This window comes from Mesorhizobium loti (genome assembly GCF_003148495.1).
Lineage (GTDB): Bacteria > Pseudomonadota > Alphaproteobacteria > Rhizobiales > Rhizobiaceae > Mesorhizobium > Mesorhizobium loti.
Window position 1 is genome coordinate 39,675 of sequence record NZ_QGGH01000003.1, and the last position, 17,472, is coordinate 57,146.

At 64.5% G+C, this 17,472-nt stretch carries 17 protein-coding genes; 6 read left to right on the forward strand and 11 right to left on the reverse strand.

All coding sequences use genetic code 11. The features are described from left to right. The first annotated feature begins 346 nt into the window (after window positions 1-346). Window positions 347-859, forward strand: a complete 513-nt coding sequence (locus C8D77_RS37605; RefSeq protein ID WP_170136742.1) for a hypothetical protein — start codon at window positions 347-349, stop codon at window positions 857-859. A 394-nt stretch (window positions 860-1,253) separates the two neighbouring features. Here the strand turns inward: C8D77_RS37605 and C8D77_RS13570 are convergent, their stop codons facing one another. The 10 genes from C8D77_RS13570 to C8D77_RS13615 form a co-directional block, all read right to left on the reverse strand. After that, entirely contained in the window at window positions 1,254-1,442 is a 189-nt protein-coding gene (locus C8D77_RS13570) for a hypothetical protein (RefSeq protein WP_109663515.1), read from the reverse strand. 266 nt (window positions 1,443-1,708) lie between these two features. Further along, window positions 1,709-3,349, reverse strand: a complete 1,641-nt coding sequence (locus C8D77_RS13575; protein ID WP_109663517.1) for an ABC transporter substrate-binding protein — start codon at window positions 3,347-3,349, stop codon at window positions 1,709-1,711. A 414-nt stretch (window positions 3,350-3,763) separates the two neighbouring features. Then, window positions 3,764-4,711, reverse strand: coding sequence for an alpha/beta hydrolase (locus C8D77_RS13580; RefSeq protein ID WP_109665300.1), 948 nt, complete (start codon window positions 4,709-4,711; stop codon window positions 3,764-3,766). A gap of 11 nt (window positions 4,712-4,722) precedes the next feature. Continuing rightward, window positions 4,723-5,403: an isochorismatase family protein gene (locus tag C8D77_RS13585; RefSeq protein ID WP_109663520.1), complete on the reverse strand. Its 681-nt coding sequence runs from the start codon at window positions 5,401-5,403 to the stop codon at window positions 4,723-4,725. Continuing rightward, the gene (locus C8D77_RS13590) at window positions 5,400-6,695 is read right to left on the reverse strand and encodes a M24 family metallopeptidase (protein ID WP_109663522.1); all 1,296 of its coding nucleotides are present in this window, start codon (window positions 6,693-6,695) and stop codon (window positions 5,400-5,402) included. The genes C8D77_RS13585 and C8D77_RS13590 overlap by 4 nt, the downstream gene beginning before the upstream one ends. A 269-nt stretch (window positions 6,696-6,964) precedes the next feature. Further along, window positions 6,965-7,936 (reverse strand): GlxA family transcriptional regulator, encoded by a 972-nt coding sequence (locus C8D77_RS13595; protein ID WP_109663524.1) that lies wholly within the window; start codon window positions 7,934-7,936, stop codon window positions 6,965-6,967. A gap of 269 nt (window positions 7,937-8,205) precedes the next feature. Next, complete coding sequence (locus tag C8D77_RS13600; protein WP_109663526.1) at window positions 8,206-9,387, reverse strand: trans-sulfuration enzyme family protein; 1,182 nt, start codon at window positions 9,385-9,387, stop codon at window positions 8,206-8,208. After that, window positions 9,384-10,805, reverse strand: coding sequence for a pyridoxal-phosphate dependent enzyme (locus tag C8D77_RS13605; protein ID WP_109663529.1), 1,422 nt, complete (start codon window positions 10,803-10,805; stop codon window positions 9,384-9,386). The genes C8D77_RS13600 and C8D77_RS13605 overlap by 4 nt, the downstream gene beginning before the upstream one ends. A 189-nt stretch (window positions 10,806-10,994) precedes the next feature. Further along, on the reverse strand, window positions 10,995-12,329 hold the full coding sequence (locus C8D77_RS13610) for an FAD/NAD(P)-binding protein (RefSeq protein ID WP_109663531.1): 1,335 nt from the start codon (window positions 12,327-12,329) through the stop codon (window positions 10,995-10,997). Between the two features lie 31 nt (window positions 12,330-12,360). Beyond that, complete coding sequence (locus tag C8D77_RS13615) at window positions 12,361-12,810, reverse strand: RrF2 family transcriptional regulator (RefSeq protein ID WP_109663534.1); 450 nt, start codon at window positions 12,808-12,810, stop codon at window positions 12,361-12,363. 700 nt (window positions 12,811-13,510) lie between these two features. On the opposite strand from C8D77_RS13615, the gene tauA reads away from it, so the two are divergent. The 4 genes from tauA (at window position 13,511) to C8D77_RS13635 (ending at window position 16,491) form a co-directional block, all read left to right on the forward strand. Beyond that, window positions 13,511-14,524 carry a taurine ABC transporter substrate-binding protein gene (gene tauA, locus C8D77_RS13620; protein WP_109663536.1) on the forward strand — a complete coding sequence of 338 codons (1,014 nt, stop codon included), beginning with the start codon at window positions 13,511-13,513 and terminating at the stop codon, window positions 14,522-14,524. 101 nt (window positions 14,525-14,625) lie between these two features. Further along, window positions 14,626-15,417, forward strand: coding sequence for a taurine ABC transporter ATP-binding protein (locus C8D77_RS13625; RefSeq protein WP_109663539.1), 792 nt, complete (start codon window positions 14,626-14,628; stop codon window positions 15,415-15,417). Beyond that, window positions 15,414-16,274 carry an ABC transporter permease subunit gene (locus tag C8D77_RS13630; protein WP_109663542.1) on the forward strand — a complete coding sequence of 287 codons (861 nt, stop codon included), beginning with the start codon at window positions 15,414-15,416 and terminating at the stop codon, window positions 16,272-16,274. Before C8D77_RS13625 ends, C8D77_RS13630 begins: the two co-directional genes overlap by 4 nt. Window positions 16,275-16,305: 31 nt before the next feature. Beyond that, a complete protein-coding gene (locus tag C8D77_RS13635; RefSeq protein WP_109665302.1) occupies window positions 16,306-16,491 on the forward strand; it encodes a hypothetical protein in 186 nt (61 codons plus the stop codon). 11 nt (window positions 16,492-16,502) lie between these two features. On the opposite strand, the gene C8D77_RS37610 is transcribed toward C8D77_RS13635, so the two are convergent. Further along, on the reverse strand, window positions 16,503-16,679 hold the full coding sequence (locus C8D77_RS37610; RefSeq protein ID WP_170136744.1) for a hypothetical protein: 177 nt from the start codon (window positions 16,677-16,679) through the stop codon (window positions 16,503-16,505). 309 nt (window positions 16,680-16,988) lie between these two features. Here C8D77_RS37610 and C8D77_RS13645 point away from each other — a divergent pair, with 309 nt between their 5' ends. Further along, window positions 16,989-17,348 (forward strand): septal ring lytic transglycosylase RlpA family protein, encoded by a 360-nt coding sequence (locus C8D77_RS13645; RefSeq protein WP_109663545.1) that lies wholly within the window; start codon window positions 16,989-16,991, stop codon window positions 17,346-17,348. Window positions 17,349-17,472 lie beyond the last annotated feature (124 nt).

Genomic DNA, 17,472 nt, shown 5'->3' on the forward strand with positions numbered 1-17,472 from the left:
TCGTTATCAGAAATCTTCTTGTACTTCCTCTCCTGATGTCCGGTAATAACAGTTTTGTTGCGTAGGTAAATATCCTCAGACCTGGCCAACATGGCCTTTTTAGCAAGCGATTTCAGCCATCCTCCGTTGAGCTGCTAAACCGCTACTCCGGCAAGCTCTTTCCAGCGTTGAGCCGTTCATCGGCGTGGCGATCTTTGGCTTCTTTATGCTGAATGGGCAGGCCATCGGCGCGCCTGACGCGATCAAATACATACCGCCTAATCTCGCTGCTCTCCGGATAGCGGACCACTCTTTAAGAATACACCGCCCTAGCGTATTCTATTCACGGCTTTGGGGGAGACACCGCATGCGCACCACATCGGACACCATCGCCGCGATCGGCCTCGCCATCGGTGGCGCCTTCGGCCTTGCCGGCACCTTCGTGGGCAGCGCTCCGCTGCGCGAAACGCTCTGGACGATCGACGGCGTAGCGCTGGTGGTCGCGACCGCGCTGCTGACGATGAAATATCAGCGGCTGGGCAATGACTGCATCGCTGCCGGCTTCCTGACCTTCCTGGCCGGCGAGACCCTGCTGCTGGCCGGCAATGCGGCCGGGCTGGAGGCCAGCGTGCCCTCCTATGTCGGCGGCATCTCGCTGTGGGCGGCCGCGCTGGTCATGGTCAGCGCGCCGAAGACTTTTGCCCTGTGGATACGGCTCACCGCGCTCGTGGCCGCCGTGCTGTTTGTCGTCTCGGCTTGCATGATCCTCTGGCGCGCGCCCTTGCTGCCGACCTCCTCGCCGCTGCCCGCCGCCGGCTATCCGTTCCTGGTGCTGACCTTCGTCGGCTGGATCTGGACGCTTCTCAGGCCCGCGCGCTGAGCTGGTCAGGACGCGCGCATTGACATTGCCGGCGCACAGGCGCCTTTGGGCGCCGGCCATTGGGGGCTTAGGGGAAACATCCATGAAAAAGACCTATCAAAAGCCGACGCTCAACAGGCGCGAAAAGCTTTCGGCGGTGGCGGCGTTGGTTTGCCTGTCGAACTGCGGAAAACTGTGACCTGACGAAGCCCGCTTCGGACTATGCCGGGGCGGGCTTTGTTGCTTCGGCCGCTTCGGTAGAGTTGGTACGAATGCGTACAGACCAACCAAGCCCGGTTGATCGTGCCACAATCGGAGCATAAAAAATCCGGGCGGCGGTCCTCTATCAGGTCGCCAGTGGCCGACGCGGGCTCAGGCAACTGCCTCACCGGCATTCGCGTCGGCCATTTCTGCTTCACTTGCGAATGATCCAGGCGACGAGGCCGCTGTCGACATGCGCGTTGTGCGTGAGTTTGCGCACCAGGGCCTTGGCGTGCCGACTCCATTGCGCCTCAGGGATGAGGCGTTCGGCAATGGATGTCTTGAATGCCCTTCGCAACGCATGGAAGGTAAGCGCGGGCACCCGGCCCGTGGGATCTTCCATTGCATTGCTCCCAACGGGGGCGGGAGCACGCTGACACTCTCAAGCACCAGCGCCCATACAGTGGCCAGCGACAGCGCAACCATGCGCCCTGTGGCGGCGGCGGTCTACCGCCGGGCGCCGCACGTTTTGCGCCGTACATGAAATATAGGGCTTGGCTATGTGCGCGGGCGGCAGATGCCGACGCCTCACGCGCCGCCCCTGTCGATCCGGGGCGCCGACGCACCTTCCCTTCTCCCCCTGTGGGAGAAGGGAGAGCCGCGCCTGGCTCAGCTCTCGATCCAAACCTTCTCAAAATGCTGCTCCAGCGCCTGGTGCTGTTCGCAGCCTTCGACGCCCTTGCGATACGTCCGGTAGACCGAGCGCCAGTAGGGTTGGATGATGATGCCTGAGTCGCGCAGATTCTGCTCGATCTTGCCCATGATCTCCTTGCGCGCCTTGGCGTCGGGCGTTGCCAGCGCCTTGTCGAGCAGGGTGTCGAATTCCGGGTTGGCGTAGGCGCTTTCGTTCCAGGCAGCGCCCGATTTATACGCCAGCGCCAGCACCTGGACGCCGAGCGGGCGGCCGAGCCATTCGGTGCAGGAGAAGGGGTATTTGCTCCAGTCGTTCCAGAAGGTGGCGGCCGGCAGCACGGTGCGCTTGATCTTGAGGCCGGCCTCGCGCATCTGCGCGCCGATGGCGTCGCCGGTGCTCTTTTGCCATTCGACATCGACGGAGATGAGCTCGAATTCATGGTCGGCCTTGCCGGCCTCAGTGAGCAGCTTCTTCGACTGCTCCACGTCGCGCTTGGCCGGGCCGATATCGGCATATTCGGGGTGCATGGGGCCGACATGGTGGTTGTCGGCGGGCTTGCCGCGGCCGCCGAGGCCGAGCGTCAGCACGGCGGAGTTGTCGACGGCGAGTTGGGCGGCGCGGCGCACCTTGACGTCGTCATAGGGCGCGTTGCCGACATTGAAGCGGGCAACGATGGTCGAGCCGGTGGCGATCTCGGAATTCATCAGCCCCATCTGTTCGGTCTGCGAGACGGCGTCGGAGGCGGTTTCGTGGTCGGTATCGATCTCGCCGGATTCGAAGGCCGACAGCATGGCGTTGGGATCGGAGCCGTAGTCGACCCATTTGATGCCGTCGAGGTGGAATTCGCCCTTCCACCATGGCTTGTCCTTGCGCTTCACCTCGGCGCCGGTCTCGGCATCCCAGCTGACCAGCTCGCAGGGGCCGGTGGTGATGGCCAGCGCCTTCATCGGATCGCCGTCGCCCTCATAGGAGCGGTGCATGATCAGCGCCGGATAGTCGGCCATGCCGGCGATCAGCGAAATGTCGGGTTTGGGCAGGTTCAGCTTGATGGTGAAGTCGTCGACCTTGGCGATGCCGCCGTCGACGACCTTCTTGGTGTCGGCATTGACCAGCGCGCCCATGCGCGCGGCGACCGAATTGCCGGGCACGGAAGCATCGCACCAGCGGGTGAGGTTGTGGATGACATCGTCGGCGTTGAAGGCATCGCCGTTCGACCAGGAAATGCCCTTGCGCACATGCAGGGTGAGGGTCTTGGCGTCGTCGCTCGCCTCCCAGCTTTCGAGCAGCCAGGGCTCGAAGGAGAAGTCGGTGTTCCAGCGCACCAGATATTCGTTGCAGTGGCGGGCGACGTTGGACATCTCGACGCCGTCGAAGGTGCGCGGGTCCTTGAAACCCTTGACGTTCATGGCGACGCGCAAGACGCCGCCCTTTTTTGGCTCGGCCGCGCGGGCAGGGGTGGTGCCGAGCCCGCCCAGCGCCAGTGCGCCGGCGGCACTGACGCCGAGCCCGGCCATCAGCGCCAGATACTCGCGGCGGTTGATGCCGCCGGTCTTGAAATCATCGGCGACGGGTTTGGCTTGCGGGTGCAGTTTGCGGTCGGTCAGCATGAATTTCATCGTCGTTCCCCTGTTGTTGGGCGCCCCGGCCGATCGACAGACGCGGAGGCGGACGCGACCGCCGGGACGCCATTGCCTGAGGGGGAATGATAAGGGCAGGTGACGCTGGGGAGTGTTCGGGAATCCGCAGGGATTGTGCGGTGGGCCGCAGGGGGGGGGCAGCTTGGGTTCCTCGCCCCACGAGAGTGGGGAGAGGTGGCTCGGCGAAGTCGAGACGGAGAGGGGACCGCCCTACGAAGCCCCCTCACCCAGCCTCCGCTTCGCTCGGCTGACCATTCCGGGGCGAGCCGCGTGTCTCTCCCGTCCTTCGGACCCCCGAGGGGAGAGGAGACTTGCAGCGCCGGCGGTTCCCTCTTCTCCCTAGCGGGGAGAAGGTGGCCGCGAAGCGGCCGGATGAGGGGGCCTTCGCTACGTTCAATACGGCCAATCACCCTTACCCAGCGCCGCGACCGCGGCGATAATCCGCGCAAACGCTTCCGCCGCCGCCGGCACGGTGGTGCGGGCGCGCAGGAAACTGTGCACCAGCCTCGGCTCCTCGTGCCACCAGGCCTTGCCGCCGCTGGCCAGAATGCGGTCGCGATAGGTCTCGCCGTCCGACGACAGCGGGTCGCACTCGGCCGTGATGATCACCGTCGGTGGCAAGGCGGAGAAATCGCGGTCGCGCAAAGGCGAGAAGGTCGGATCGCCCAGTGATTGGCGCTTGGCCGAGCGGACGTCGCGGTAGAAGGCGATGTCGGCCACCGACAGCAGCGGCGCAGCGGCGTGCTCGACATAGGAGCCGGTGCTCTCGTCGCCGCCGAGGCCGGGATAGATCAGCACCTGGCCGATGGCGGCCCTGATATGGCGGCGCGTCACCTGCGCCACGGCCGCGGCGAGATTGCCGCCGGCGCTTTCGCCGCACAGCACCAGCGGCAGATCGGTGGCGGCGGCTGCCCATTCGAAGGCGATGACCGCATCGTCGAAGGCGGCGGGGTGGACATGCTCCGGCGCCAAGCGGTAGTCGACGGACAGCACATCAAAACCGGTGGCGGCGCAGAGCTCGGCGCAGATGTCGTCATGGCTGTCGAGCCCGCCGAGGATGAAGCCACCGCCGTGATAGTAGACCACCAAGGCCCTCGCGGCCCTGCCGGCGAACTGGTAACGCCGGACCGGAATGTCGCGGCCGGCGGCGGCGATCAGGCCGTCGCTGGCCTTTACGCCGGGCGGACGGCCCTGGTGGAAGGCACGGCTCATCCGGTCATAGACGGCGCGCTGCTTGTCGATCGGCAGGCCGAGGATTTCGGGCGGATACCAGGCGTTGACGGCGTCGATATAGGCCCACAGGGCCGGATCGAGCCGGGTTTCGTATTTGCCCCGCGTCATGCTTTCGGCAGTCATAGATCGGCGTAGAGTGCGGCCGCGTTGTCGAAGCTGAAGCGCAGCGGCACCGAGCCTTCGACCTGCCAGGCGGTGACGGTTTCACCAGCCAGCAGACGGCAGGCGCCGTCAGTGTTGGTGACGGCGCCGCCATAGAGCCGATTGGCGAGGTTGAGGATACCGGTCTGGTGCATGGCCGCGCTGCCGCTGCCGCAGGCATCCTTGACCAAGAGCACGCGAAAGCCTTTCGCCACCGCATCCTTCACTGACGCGTCGATGCAGGCCTCGGTCCAGACGCCGGATACGACCAGCCATTCGACGCCAGCCGATTTGATGTCGCGGGCCGCCGGCCCCGACCGGAAGGCGCTGGCCTCCGCCTTGATCAGCAGCGCCTCGCCCTTGATCGGCGCCACCTCATGGCAGATCTCGGTCAGCGGGTCGCTCTTGTCGGAGAAGGCCGACTTGCCGTCTTCACCGACCGGATGAAAGGGCCGGTCCTGCTTGTCGAGATCGACGATGTAGGCCCAGTGGTAGAGCGGCACGTGGTTAGCGCGCGCCGCCGCCTGCAGGCGCTGGACGTTGGCGAGGATCTCGGCAAAGCCGTCGACGAGGTAGCGCGGGTCCTGCCGGTGCTCTTCCTGCAGGTCGATGAAGATCGCGGCCACGGTGCCGCGCTTGATGGCGATGGGAGCCTTCACGCGAGAAACTCGTCCTCATAGGGAAAGCGCGACAGGAGTTCGGTGCCGGTGTCGGTGATCAGGATCTCGTCCTCCAGTTTGACGCCCTCGCGGCCGCCCTTTTCGCCGATATAGCTTTCGACGCTGACCACCATGCCTGGCACGATATGGCCGTCGCGGCCATAGGTCTCGTAGTCCATGGCATGCGCGATGAACGGCGTCTCGCCATGCATGCCGACGCCGTGCATGACGGAGGTGTAGCGCTGGTCGACGAAACGGTCGGGGATCTTCCAGGCCTTCTCGGCGATCTCGCGGAAGGCCATGCCGGGTTTGACGATGGAAATGTTGTGCTGAACCTGGTCGTGCGCCATGCGGTAGAGCGATTTCTGGTAAGGCGTCGGCTTGCCAGGCCCGCAGCGGAAGGTGCGCGAGAAATCGGAATAATAGCCGTAGCAGCCGATCGTGTCGGTATCGAGCGCCAGCAGCTCACCGGGCCGGATCTTGCGGCCGCTGGCTTCGTTGAACCAGGGGTTGGTGCGCTGGCCTGATGTCAGCAGCCGGGTCTCGATGAACTCGCCGCCCTGGCGGATGACCTCGCCATACATGATGGCGAACAGGTCGTTCTCGGAGACGCCGGGTTTGATTGCCTCGCGCACCGCATAGACCGCGGCCTCGGCACCGGCCATCGACACCTGCAGGCATTTGACTTCCTCCGGCGTCTTGACCGCGCGCACCGCCAGGATTTCGCCCTGGCAATCGCGAACCTCGCAGCCGCGCTTTTCCAGGGCCAGCGCCTGCAAATGGCTGCAGCGGTCGAGGCCGAGCTTCATCGAGCCGCCGCCATGCTGCTTCAAGAGCTCCGCGATCTCGTCGGCGAAGGGGCCGGCGGTTTCGTCGTCGCGGCCGGAGACCGACGACCAGACGAGCTTGGAAGGACGCGCCTCGTCGATCGTGTCGAGCACCATCGAGACATGGTAGCTCTGCGGATATTCGAACAGCACGATCGGCCCTTCGGTGGGCACGAAGAAATAGCGGGTCGAGTTGCGCAGGAAATAGCCGAACATGTTGCGCGAGCCGGTGGCGTAGCGCTGGTTGTAGGGGTCGAACAGCACGACGCCGCCATAGCCTGCCTCGCGCATCCAGCCGCGCAGTTTTGCCAGCCGGCCTTTGCGCAAGGCATCCGCATCGATGAAGGACGGCTCGGTGTCCGACAGCCACATGCCGCCGGCCGGATCGGCGGCGGCGGGGTGGCGCATGCGGTCCTTGAAGTCGACGTCCTCGGTGCTGTCGGGGTCGAATACGACGATGCTCATGGGTGCCTGGCCTTGGGTGGGGTTGGGAGGTCGGAGCATGGCGCAAGCGGGGCGCGGGTATTGTGCGGAAAACCGCAGGTGTTGTGCGGGATGCCGCTGGAGCCCTGCAACGTGTGGGGCAGCCCCCTCACCCAGCCTCCGCTTCGCTCGGCTGACCTCTCCCCGAGGGGAGAGGAGACTTGCAGCGCCGGCGCCTTCCTCTTCTCCCCAGCGGGGAGAAGGTGGCCGCGTAGCGGCCGGATGAGGGGGTCTACCCTCAAGTGCCGGCCCTAATGCCTCCGCGCCAGTTTCGGCGGGTGGCCATGCTCCTCGCGAAACGCGCGGGCAAAGCTCGACATCGAGGCAAAGCCGCAGGCCAGCGCCACGTCGCGCACGGCGAGCGTCGAGTGCGCCAGCAGATCTGCGGCGCGTTTCAGTCTGAGCCGCCGGTAATAGCCATTGGGCGAAATGGCGAGTTCGGAACGGAAGCTGCGTTCGAGCTTGTCGGAGGAGACGCCGAGCTTCGCGGTCAGCTCGGCCATGCCGAGCCGCTCCTCCACCGCATCCTCCATGATAGCGATGGCCGACAGCACCAGCTCGTTCTGGACGCCGGTGCGCAGGCGCAGCGGCATCATCTTGCGGTCGATGCTGGAGCGCAGCTGGCTGTGCACGAACCATTCGGCGACGCCGGCGGCAAGTTCGGCGCCATAGTCGCGGGTGATGATCTCCAGCATCATGTCGAGGCTGCCGACGCCGCCGGCCGAGGTGAAGCGCTTGCGGTCGATGACGTAGAGGTCGCGCCTGAGCTCGATGTTGGGGAAAGCCTCGGTGAAGGCGGCCTGGCTAGTCCAGTGCAAGGTGCAGGCATGGCCGTCGAGCAGGCCCGCGCGGGCGAGAAAGAACGCGGCGTCCGCCACCGCGCCGATATGGGCGCCATTGCGCAGGCTCTTGCGGATCCAGTGTGCTGCGTCCTCGGCGACGAGGTGGTCGGCATCGCCGCCGGAGCAGACGACGATGCGATCGACCTTCGGTGCGTCCTCGGCGTAAAAGCCCGGCTGGATGACGACGCCGTTCGAGGCCTCGACCGCGCCCCTCGTGCCGCCGACGATGATCCAGCGATAGCACTGCCGCTTGGCCAGGACATTGGCGGCGCGCAGCGGCTCGATGACGGAGCTGAACGCCATCATCGGAAAGCCGGGGAACACCAGCACCGCGAAGGTGAGGGGCGTTTCGGTGGGCTTTGGTGGTTCGCGCGTGGCCATGGGGCGCTACACTTCGGGCAGATGGGGTTCGGGGTCAACTGGGTCGTTGGCTGGTCAGTTCATCATGAGACGTCGGCGCCGCCCCTCATTGCCCTGCCGGGCATTTCTCCCCGTAAACGGGGCGAAAGAGGCTAACCGCTGGCGCCGGTGATTGGCGAAACCGGCGACAACAGCGTCCCTCGCCCCGTTTACGGGGAGAGGATGCCGGCAGGCTGGTGAGGGGCGGCGCAGGCTTTGGAGACTCGCTTCGGCGTGAGCGATTCCGCCCGCTAACCCCCCAGCGCCTGATCCAGATCCGCGATCAGATCATCGCCATCCTCGATGCCCGCCGACAGCCGCACCAGCGAATCCGAAATGCCGATCTCCGCCCGCTTCTCGACCGGAATCGACCCATGCGTCATCAGCGCCGGATGCTCGATCAGGCTTTCCACCCCGACGAGGCTTTCGGCCAGCGTGAACAGCTGCGTGCGTTCGAGGAACTTTTTCGTGCCGGCGAGGTCGCGGTCGAGCACGGCCGTGATCATGCCGCCGAAGGCATGCATCTGGCGCTTTGCGATGTCGTGCTGCGGGTGGCTGGCGAGGCCTGGGTAGATGACGCGGCGGACGTCTTTCCGACCTTCCAGCCACTTGGCGATCTTGAGGCCATTGGCGGAATGGCGCTCCATGCGCAGCGCCAGCGTCTTCAGGCCGCGCAGCGCCAGAAAGCTGTCGAACGGACCTGATATGGCGCCGATGGCGTTCTGCAGGAATTTCAGCTGGGCGGCCAGATCCTTGTTGTCGCCGACCACAGCGACGCCGCCGACCATGTCGGAATGGCCGTTGAGATATTTGGTCGTCGAATGCACCACGATGTCGATGCCGAGTTCCAGCGGCCGCTGGATGTAAGGGCTGCAGAAGGTGTTGTCGGCGACCGTGAGAACGCCCTTGCGCTTGGCCAGCGCGGCGACGCCTTTGAGGTCGACGATGCGCAAAAGCGGGTTGGTCGGCGTCTCGACCCAGAGCATTTTCGTCTCGGGGCGGATCGCAGCCTCGACGGCGGCGAGATCAGTGAAGTCGACGAAGCTGACCTGCAGATTGGCCGAGCGCTTGCGCACCCGCTCCATCAGGCGGAAAGAGCCGCCATAGATGTCGTCGGTGGCGACGATATGGGCTCCGGAATCGAGCAGTTCCAAAACGGTGGCGATCGACGCCAGGCCGGACGCGAAAGCGAAAGCATTGGTACCGCTTTCGAGATCGGCCACGGCGCGCTCGAAGGCAAAGCGTGTCGGGTTCTGGCTGCGGGCATATTCAAAGCCCTTGTGCACGCCGGGCGATTGCTGGGCATAGGTCGAGGTGGCGTAGATCGGCACCATCACCGCACCGGTCAGCGGATCGTGGCTCTGGCCGCCATGGATGGTGCGCGTCGAGAAGGCCAGGCGGTTCTTGCCCGACTGTGAAGTCTTGCTGGTCATCGTGCGCGCCTCAGATGGTTGATCAGGTCGATGCGGGTTATCAGGCCGACGAACTCGTCGCCATCGAAGATGATGGCGACCTCGTTGCGGTCGAAGACAGGCAGCAGCGCGTCCAACGTCTGGCTGGCCTGCAGCGTGTGCAGGTTGGAGGTCATCGCTGTGCGCACCGGGCCGTTGAAGCGCTCCCAGCGGCCGTCATGCGGGCCTTCGACCTTGGCCAGGATATCGCTTTCGTCGACGATGCCGATCAGCTTGCCGTCGTCGAGCACCGGCAGCTGCGAAACATCGGAGCGGCGCATCCGCCCATAGGCGTTGAGCAGGCTTTCGTCCGGGCCGACGGACACGGTGTCGCCGGTGCGATGCGAGCGCATCACCAGGTCGCGCAGGTCGCCATGCTGCTCCTGCTCGGCCAGCCCCTGCTCGGCCAGCCAGAAATCGTCGAACACTTTCGACAGATATTTGTTGCCGCTGTCGCAGACGAAGGTGACGACGCGCTTGGGCACCGTCTGCTCGCGGCAATAGCGCAAGGCAGCGGACAACAGCGTGCCCGACGACGAGCCGGCCAGAATGCCTTCCTTCGACAGCAGGTCGCGCACGGCCAGCATGCTCTGCTTGTCGGGGATGGCGTAGGCTCTTTTCACCAGCGACAGGTCGGCATTGGGCGGCACGAAGTCCTCGCCGATGCCTTCGACGGTCCAGCTGCCGGCCTCTTCCATCTTGCCGGTCTTGATCAGCGGCGCCAGCACCGAGCCGACCGGATCGGCGAGCACCATTTCGGTCTTCGGCGACACCTTGGCGAAATAGCGGCCAAGGCCGGTCAGCGTGCCGCCGGAGCCGACGCCGACGACCACCGCGTCGACATCGCCGTCGAGCTGCGAAAATATCTCCGGACCGGTGGTGGTCTCATGCGCCAGCGGATTGGCCGGATTGGCGAACTGGTTGGCATAGAAGGCGCCAGGCGTTTCCGCCGCGATCTTCTCGGCCATGTCCTGGTAATATTCGGCATGGCCTTTGCCGACATCGGAACGCGTCATGCGCACCTCGGCGCCGAGCGCGCGCAGATGCTGGATTTTTTCGCGCGACATCTTGTCGGGCACGACCAGCACGATGCGATAACCCTTGGGGATGCCGACCTGGGCGAGGCCGAGGCCGGTGTTGCCGGCGGTCGCCTCGACGATGGTGCCGCCACGCCTGAGCTTGCCCTCTCGCTCCGCCGCGGCGATCATCGACAGCGCGATGCGGTCCTTGATCGAGCCGCCGGGATTCTGGCTTTCGAGCTTAATGAACAGCCGGCACTTGCCGGTGTCGAACTTGGTCAGCTCGACCACCGGCGTCTGGCCGATCAGGTCGAGAACCGACTTGTAGGGCGGACGCAGGCGGGACAACGCGTCGGGTGCGGCGATCTCGTGCTCGCTCATATCGATGCTCCATGATCAAGCGACCGCCTCGAGGCAGAGCGGCAGCGTAGCCTCTTTTCCAGCCCTTTGCAGTCGGAAAGAAGATAGATCGTGCCAATCAACTGGCCAGATTAGGAATGAAATTCCGGGTTTACTGCTGTCGCGCAAATCGTGGCCGGGCAGCGGGACAGCGCCGACGTCAACAGCAACTCACCCCAGCAGCTGCTTGCTCAGCCTCGCACACTGCACGCGGATATCGGGAATGGCGTCGATCTCGAAGAAGGTGCCGCGTGTCAGCGGGCCGACGGCGAGGATCTTGGCTGAAACGGTGCCGTCGCCGGCGATGATCTCGCATTTGGCTGAGACGTCGAGGCCGATGCGCAGCGGATCCGGCCTTGCCAGGCCGCGGTCGACCAGCGAACGCACCACGCTGTTCGATGAGGTCGAGATGTCCCTGACGATGCCGGAGCAATCGTAGATGCGGGCGACCTCGAATGTCTCGAGGCGCTGTGTGTGGCGCGACTGGACCTGGATGGTGAATTCGCCCCCCTTGGCGATGTCGACGACGCGGCCTGCGACCAGGCGGATGCGGCCGGATTGCACGGCTTCGGTCACCCGAGCGTAGACCTCCGGCGCCATGCGATGACGGTGGATGTCCCACCAGGCCTTGGTGTGCTCGACGAAGCGGCGCTTGGCGGAAGCCGGCCAGTTCTGCCAGATCTTCTGGTTGAATGGCCGCAGCCCGTCGACGACGTCGCGCCAGTCGATGCCGGCCTTCTGGTTTTCCTTGATCAGGTCGCGGAACCAGCCGACGAAATAGGATAGCTGCGTGCCGAGCGGGATGTCGGCGACGTCGAGCTTGATCGGGTTGCCCTTGCGATGCGGCGAGGGCAGCAGGCCACGCCTGGACACAGCAATGATGTCGCCGCGATGGCCGCGCTGTTCCAGCGCCAGGAACGCATCGACCATGCTGAGACCGGTGCCGAGCACCATGACGCTTCTGTCGGGATCAAGTGCTGTATCGGCTTCCGAGCCCATCCTGACGGCATGGCCTTGCGCCGGCTCCTCGTCATGGCCGGTGGCCAGCACGGCGAGGTGTGCAACCACGCTGGTGCCGTTGGCCAGCGCCACTTCGACGCCCGATGCCGTGGGCGTGATCGATAGGCTTTCCTCGCGGATCAGGCGAAGCCGCCCGGTCTGCTGCTCGCGCGTCTCGAGATCATCCAGCAGCTCCCCGAGATAGCGGGCATAGACGCTGCGCGGCGCGTAGACCGGCGCCTGGTCCTGACTTGCCAGGCCGCGCTCCAGCAGCCAGCGCCAGAAATTGGCGGGATCGTCGGCATAGGCGCTCATGCCGGCGGCGCTGACATTCAGCACATGCGCCGACAGCAGCGTCGAATAGGCGATGCCCTGGCCGAAATGCGGACGCTTCTCGATCAGCGTGATGCGCAGGTCGGGATTGGACGATTTCAGCAGATGCGCTGCCAGCACGACGCCACTGGCGCCGCCGCCGACGATGATGATCGAGTTGGCGCGCCCGGTCATAGGCATGCCTGCGGTGTGCGCAGCGCCAGTGTCAGGCCTGGACCTTGATCGCAACCGGCAGGTCGTCCGTGGCCATATCGCGCATTTCGGCGAGGCTGCGCTGATCGAGCACCTCGGCGATCGCCTGCCGGACCTCGAGCATCAGATGTCGGACTTGGCATGTCGCCTCGTTGCAATCTTCACAGCGCTGATACTGGGTGCGGCTGGCGCAAGGGATAGGGGCCAGCGGCCCGTCGAGGACGCGCACGACATGGCCGACCTTGATTTCGTCGGCAGGGCGCGCCAGGCGGTAGCCGCCATCCTTGCCCTTGCGGCTCTGGACGAAGCCGGCATTGCGCAGCTCACCCAGGATGGCGTCGAGAAATTTCTTCGGGATGTTGTTGCCGGTGGCAATGTCGTTGACGAAGGCGAGCTGTCCGGCCGGCAATCGCGCGAGATGTACGAGCGCCTTGAGGCCGTACTTGCCCTTTTTCGTGAGCATGAGATCAAAATTTCTCTGTCATGCGACGGCGTAGAACCATCGGTTGCAAAACGCCTGGCGTGCGTTGCCGCCACGTCCAAGCTGCCATGACACATAAATTCTAGTGACATGATGTACAAGCCGATCAATGTTGATTTTGCTTCGTTTTCAAGCTGCTGTGGCCATTTTAACCTGCCTTTGTGCCCTTGAGAGCACAAAGAATGCGCTTTGATGGCAGCGGAATGGCAAATGGTCCTCCGGGGCCGGATGCGGCCGGCATCGACTGACGCGACTGCGAAAGCCGATCCATGCCGCGAGCGATCATGGTGATGTGGTGGCCGCTCATCGTCGACTCCAACTCCCTCATGTCGATAAGAATACTATACTTAGCTCCGGGCACGCGGAATGCGTTTTCAAATCCGGAGCTGTTTGAGGCATGGATTTGCGTGGCATTGGCCGAAGGGGGAATTCTCGTTCGCGAGTGGCTAGGCGATGCGGCGATCCTTCGCGCCCCCTTTGTCCCGCGGGCAATTAGAAAAGCTCTGCCCTGTCCAACGCCGTGACGTTGCCCACCGTAGCTGCCCTATCCGCCTTGGCAGCCCAACGCCGGTGGCTTTTTTCTAACAAGCCGGCCTTCGTTGGAAGGATTTAACTCTACAAGAACGATAGAATTAGATGACTATCCTGGGGCATTCCGATTTTCTCTTTTCAGGAGCCCTTCATGTCCACGATTTCGCGACGCATTGTTCTGCTCTCGTCGGCAGCATTGGCCGGTGCTGCCTTCCTCGGCCCGGCCCTTGCCGACGACCTCAAGATCACCATCGGCTACCAGACGGTGGTCGAACCCTCGAAAGTGCCGCAGGCCGATGGCGCCTATGAAAAGGCGACGAAGGCGGCCATCGACTGGCGCAAATTCGATTCCGGCGCCGATGTCATCGCCGCGGTTGCTTCCGGTTCGGTCGATATCGGCTATGTCGGCTCGAGCCCGCTGGCGGCGGCGGCGAGCCGCGAGCTGCCGATCCAGACCATCTTCATCGTCGGCCTGATCGGCGAATCCGAGGCGCTGGTGGCGCGCAACGGCGCCGGCATCGAGAAAATCGCTGATCTCGCCGGCAAGAAAGTCGCCGTGCCGTTCGTGTCGACGACGCATTACAGCCTGCTCGCCGCGCTGAAGCATGAGGGCGTCGATCCGAAATCGGTCGAGATCCTCAATCTCAGGCCACCGGAAATCGCGGCGGCCTTTTCGCGCGGCGACATCGATGCGGCTTACGTCTGGGATCCGGCGCTCGGCCAGATCAAGACGACGGGCAAGGTGGTGCTGGATTCCTCGAAGGTCGCCGCCTGGGGCGCGCCGACCTTCGACGCCTGGATCGTGCGCACCGACTTTGCCGAAAAGAACCCTGAGGCAGTACGCGACTTCGTCAAGGTGACAGGTGCGGCCTATGCCGAGTTCCTGGCGAAGCCGGACGCCTGGTCGGTGTCGTCGCCGCAGGCGGCTGCGATCGCCAAGCTCACCGGCGCCAAGCTGGAAGAAGTGCCGCAGTTGCTCAAGGGCTATGTCTTCCCGACGCTCGAAGAGCAGGCGTCCGACAAATTCCTTGGCGGCGGCACGGTCAAGGCGGTGGAAGCGACATCCGCCTTCCTCAAGGAGCAAGGCAAGATCGACGCCGTGCTGCCGGACTATTCGAAATACGTGTCGTCGAAATACGTCACCCAGGCGCTGGCCTCGAACTAGACGCATGAACCCCTGACGCCGCGTGCTGACTGCCCCGGAACCGCTGACGAGGAGCGGCTCCGGGGCATTTCAGATTTAGACGAACCTCTTGCGAGGCACCCATGCCGCATCTCGTGCTCGACCCCCATCTCGTGCTGGACAAGGTCTCGATCCAGTATGACGGCCAAGCCGCACCCGCCGTCGAACTTGTGTCGATCGATGTCGCCAAGGGCGACTTCGTCGTGCTGGTCGGCCGTTCCGGCTGCGGCAAGACCTCGCTGCTCAATGTCGCCGCCGGCCTTGTCGCGCCGGCGCGTGGGCGTGCCTCCATCAACGGCAAGCCGATCACCGCGCCGGGCTCGGACCGGGCGGTGGTGTTCCAGAACGACGCGCTGTTTCCGTGGCTGACCGCGCGCGAAAATGTTGCCTTCGCGCTCAGGCTGCGTGGCATCAGGCCGGCCGAGCGGGCGCGCCGCGCCGATGAACTGCTCGAGTTGGTGAAGCTCACCGATGCCGGCGACAAGCGCATCTGGGAGCTTTCCGGCGGCATGCGCCAGCGCATCGGCCTCGCCCGGGCGCTGGCCGCAGAACCGGAATTCCTGCTGCTCGACGAACCGCTCGGCGCGCTCGACGCGCTGACGCGCGAACGCATGCAGACGACACTGCTCGATTTGTGGACGGCAAGCGATGTCGGTGTGCTGATGGTGACGCACGGCATCGAGGAGGCGCTGGTGCTGGCCACCCGCATCGTCGTGCTGGCGCCCGGCCCGGGCCGCGTGGTGAGGAGCTTCGAGCCCGGTTTCTCCAGGCGCTACGCGGCCGGCGAGGCCATTCGCACCATCAAGGCCGATCCGGCCTTTGCCGCGGCGCGCGGCGAGTTGACCGACGCGATCTTCGAAGGAGAAGCGGCATGACCGTTACTTCCTACACGGAGCGGCCGGGCAGCAAGGTCGACGAGGCCGACGGCCTGTCGGTGCCGTGGTCGCGGCCAAGCCCGAAGCGCAAGGGCATCTCGGCACGCGCGGTCAGCGCCGTGACCATCCTGGTGGTGCTGGCGGTATGGGCGCTGTCGGCCCGCCTGCAACTGGTGTCGCCGGTGTTCCTGCCTTCGCCGATCGCAGTGTGGAACAAGTTCATCCTCGTCGCCCGTGACGGCTTCGTCGATGCAACGCTGCTGCAGCATGCGGTCGCCAGCCTGGGCCGAGTCTTTGCCGCGCTGATCGCGGCCATCCTCGTCGGCGTGCCGGTTGGTCTCGCCATCGGCATCAGCACGGTCGGGCGCGGCATCTTCGATCCGCTGCTGGAGTTCCTGCGGCCGATCCCGCCGCTCGCCTATCTGCCGCTGGTCATCATCTGGTTCGGCATCGGCGAACCGTCCAAGATCCTGGTGATCGCCATCGCCATGCTGGCGCCGGTCGCATTGTCGACCGCCTCGGGCGTTCGCGGCGTCTCGCAGGAGCGCATCAATGCGGCGCGTTCGCTTGGCGCGACACGAGCACAAGTGGTCCGCCATGTGATCCTGCCCAGTGCGCTGCCTTTGATCCTGACCGGACTGCGCATCGCACTCGGCGCCGGCTGGTCGACGCTGGTCGCCGCCGAGCTGGTGGCGGCGACGCGGGGGCTCGGTTTCATGATCCAGTCGGCCGCCCAGTTCCTCGTCACCGACGTCGTGGTGATGGGCATATTGGTGATCGCGGCCATCGCCTTCGTGCTCGAATTCACCATCCGCAGGATCGAGCGCGTGCTCGTCCCGTGGGCGGGACGCGAATGATTGGAAACCAGAAGAGCAGGAGAGAATGACGATGACCCATTCCACCGCCGTGCTGTTCGCCCAGGCCGGCAACTGGTTTCTCGCCTGGACCAGGGAAAGCCAGCCGCCTGAACAGCAACCGAAATCGCCGGCGCCGGTACGCTGGGACGCCGAGCGCGACCGCCTGCCGCCACGCGACGAGAGTTTTTACTGGGCCTGGCAGTACTGGTCGCAGTGAGGGGTCACACCCTACCGGTTTGCCCAGACCAGCCCCACTAGGCCGACCAGCATGGCGACAATGCCGATATAGAGCCATTGCGACTGGCCGGACATGAAGCTGCCGCCGACAACGCCGACGCCTTGCAGCGACCACAGCGCGCCGATTGCAAGCACAATCAACGCCAGCAGATTTTTGGTCAGTCTCATTGACGGATCTCGCTTTCGAAGTCGATCGGTTGCGGCGCTGGGGCCGCGATGAAAGAGCCAAAGGAAGTGGCCCGCTTGCGTCGACTTCTACTTGGATATCTATGCTCGATCTTGTCAAACAAATCCCGGATATCGGAACGAAGATCATCATCAATTGATCATCTCTTGCCGGAAAATCCCTGACAGACTGTTACCCAATGACTCCAAACGTGTGCCACTGCCACGGAACCGCCAGATCATTGCCGCATTTCCTGCCTTATTCGGCACCTAACGGCTGGGGTCTGTCAAAGAACGGAGCCATCCCTCAACATGAAGAACTCAAAACAGACCGCGCTTGTCGCGGTAACGATCGCTGCTGGCCTGATGGTCGGCGCTTCTTCGGCAACCGCCGCCGGCCAGTGCGGCCGTGCCTCGTGGTATGCCCTGCACTCCAAGACCGCATCGGGTGAGCGCATGAATCCTTCGGCGATGACCGCCGCCCACCGCACCTTGCCGTTCGGCACCAAGCTCAGGGTCACCAACAAGAACAACGGCCGCAGCGTCATCGTGCGCATCAACGATCGCGGCCCGTTCATCAAGGGTCGCGTGCTCGACCTGTCGAAGGGTGCCGCCGGCCAGCTCGGCTTCATCGGCTCCGGCCACACCGCCGTGTGCATGGCGCGCGTTTGATGCGACTATTTCCTGGACCATGATCCCCCTGCCGAAAACCGGAATCCACTTTTCGGGATCATGGTCGGGTGTCCGGCAAGAGGGGCCGGACACATTACTTACACATTTCGCAGCCGCACACTGA

Bases quoted from the DNA above. Each gene is read 5' to 3' on its own strand.
- C8D77_RS13580 (WP_109665300.1), bottom strand. From the start codon at position 4,711: ATGACGCGGGGCAAATACGAAACCCGGCTCGATCCGGCCCTGTGGGCC.
- C8D77_RS13630 (WP_109663542.1), top strand. From the start codon at position 15,414: ATGACCGTTACTTCCTACACGGAGCGGCCGGGCAGCAAGGTCGACGAG.
- tauA (WP_109663536.1), top strand. From the start codon at position 13,511: ATGTCCACGATTTCGCGACGCATTGTTCTGCTCTCGTCGGCAGCATTG.
- C8D77_RS13600 (WP_109663526.1), bottom strand. From the start codon at position 9,387: ATGACCAGCAAGACTTCACAGTCGGGCAAGAACCGCCTGGCCTTCTCG.
- C8D77_RS13595 (WP_109663524.1), bottom strand. From the start codon at position 7,936: ATGGCCACGCGCGAACCACCAAAGCCCACCGAAACGCCCCTCACCTTC.
- C8D77_RS37605 (WP_170136742.1), top strand. From the start codon at position 347: ATGCGCACCACATCGGACACCATCGCCGCGATCGGCCTCGCCATCGGT.
- C8D77_RS13610 (WP_109663531.1), bottom strand. From the start codon at position 12,329: ATGACCGGGCGCGCCAACTCGATCATCATCGTCGGCGGCGGCGCCAGT.
- C8D77_RS13615 (WP_109663534.1), bottom strand. From the start codon at position 12,810: ATGCTCACGAAAAAGGGCAAGTACGGCCTCAAGGCGCTCGTACATCTC.
- C8D77_RS13605 (WP_109663529.1), bottom strand. From the start codon at position 10,805: ATGAGCGAGCACGAGATCGCCGCACCCGACGCGTTGTCCCGCCTGCGT.
- C8D77_RS13625 (WP_109663539.1), top strand. From the start codon at position 14,626: ATGCCGCATCTCGTGCTCGACCCCCATCTCGTGCTGGACAAGGTCTCG.
- C8D77_RS13645 (WP_109663545.1), top strand. From the start codon at position 16,989: ATGAAGAACTCAAAACAGACCGCGCTTGTCGCGGTAACGATCGCTGCT.
- C8D77_RS13635 (WP_109665302.1), top strand. From the start codon at position 16,306: ATGACCCATTCCACCGCCGTGCTGTTCGCCCAGGCCGGCAACTGGTTT.
- C8D77_RS13575 (WP_109663517.1), bottom strand. From the start codon at position 3,349: ATGAAATTCATGCTGACCGACCGCAAACTGCACCCGCAAGCCAAACCC.
- C8D77_RS13590 (WP_109663522.1), bottom strand. From the start codon at position 6,695: ATGAGCATCGTCGTATTCGACCCCGACAGCACCGAGGACGTCGACTTC.
- C8D77_RS13570 (WP_109663515.1), bottom strand. From the start codon at position 1,442: ATGGAAGATCCCACGGGCCGGGTGCCCGCGCTTACCTTCCATGCGTTG.
- C8D77_RS37610 (WP_170136744.1), bottom strand. From the start codon at position 16,679: ATGAGACTGACCAAAAATCTGCTGGCGTTGATTGTGCTTGCAATCGGC.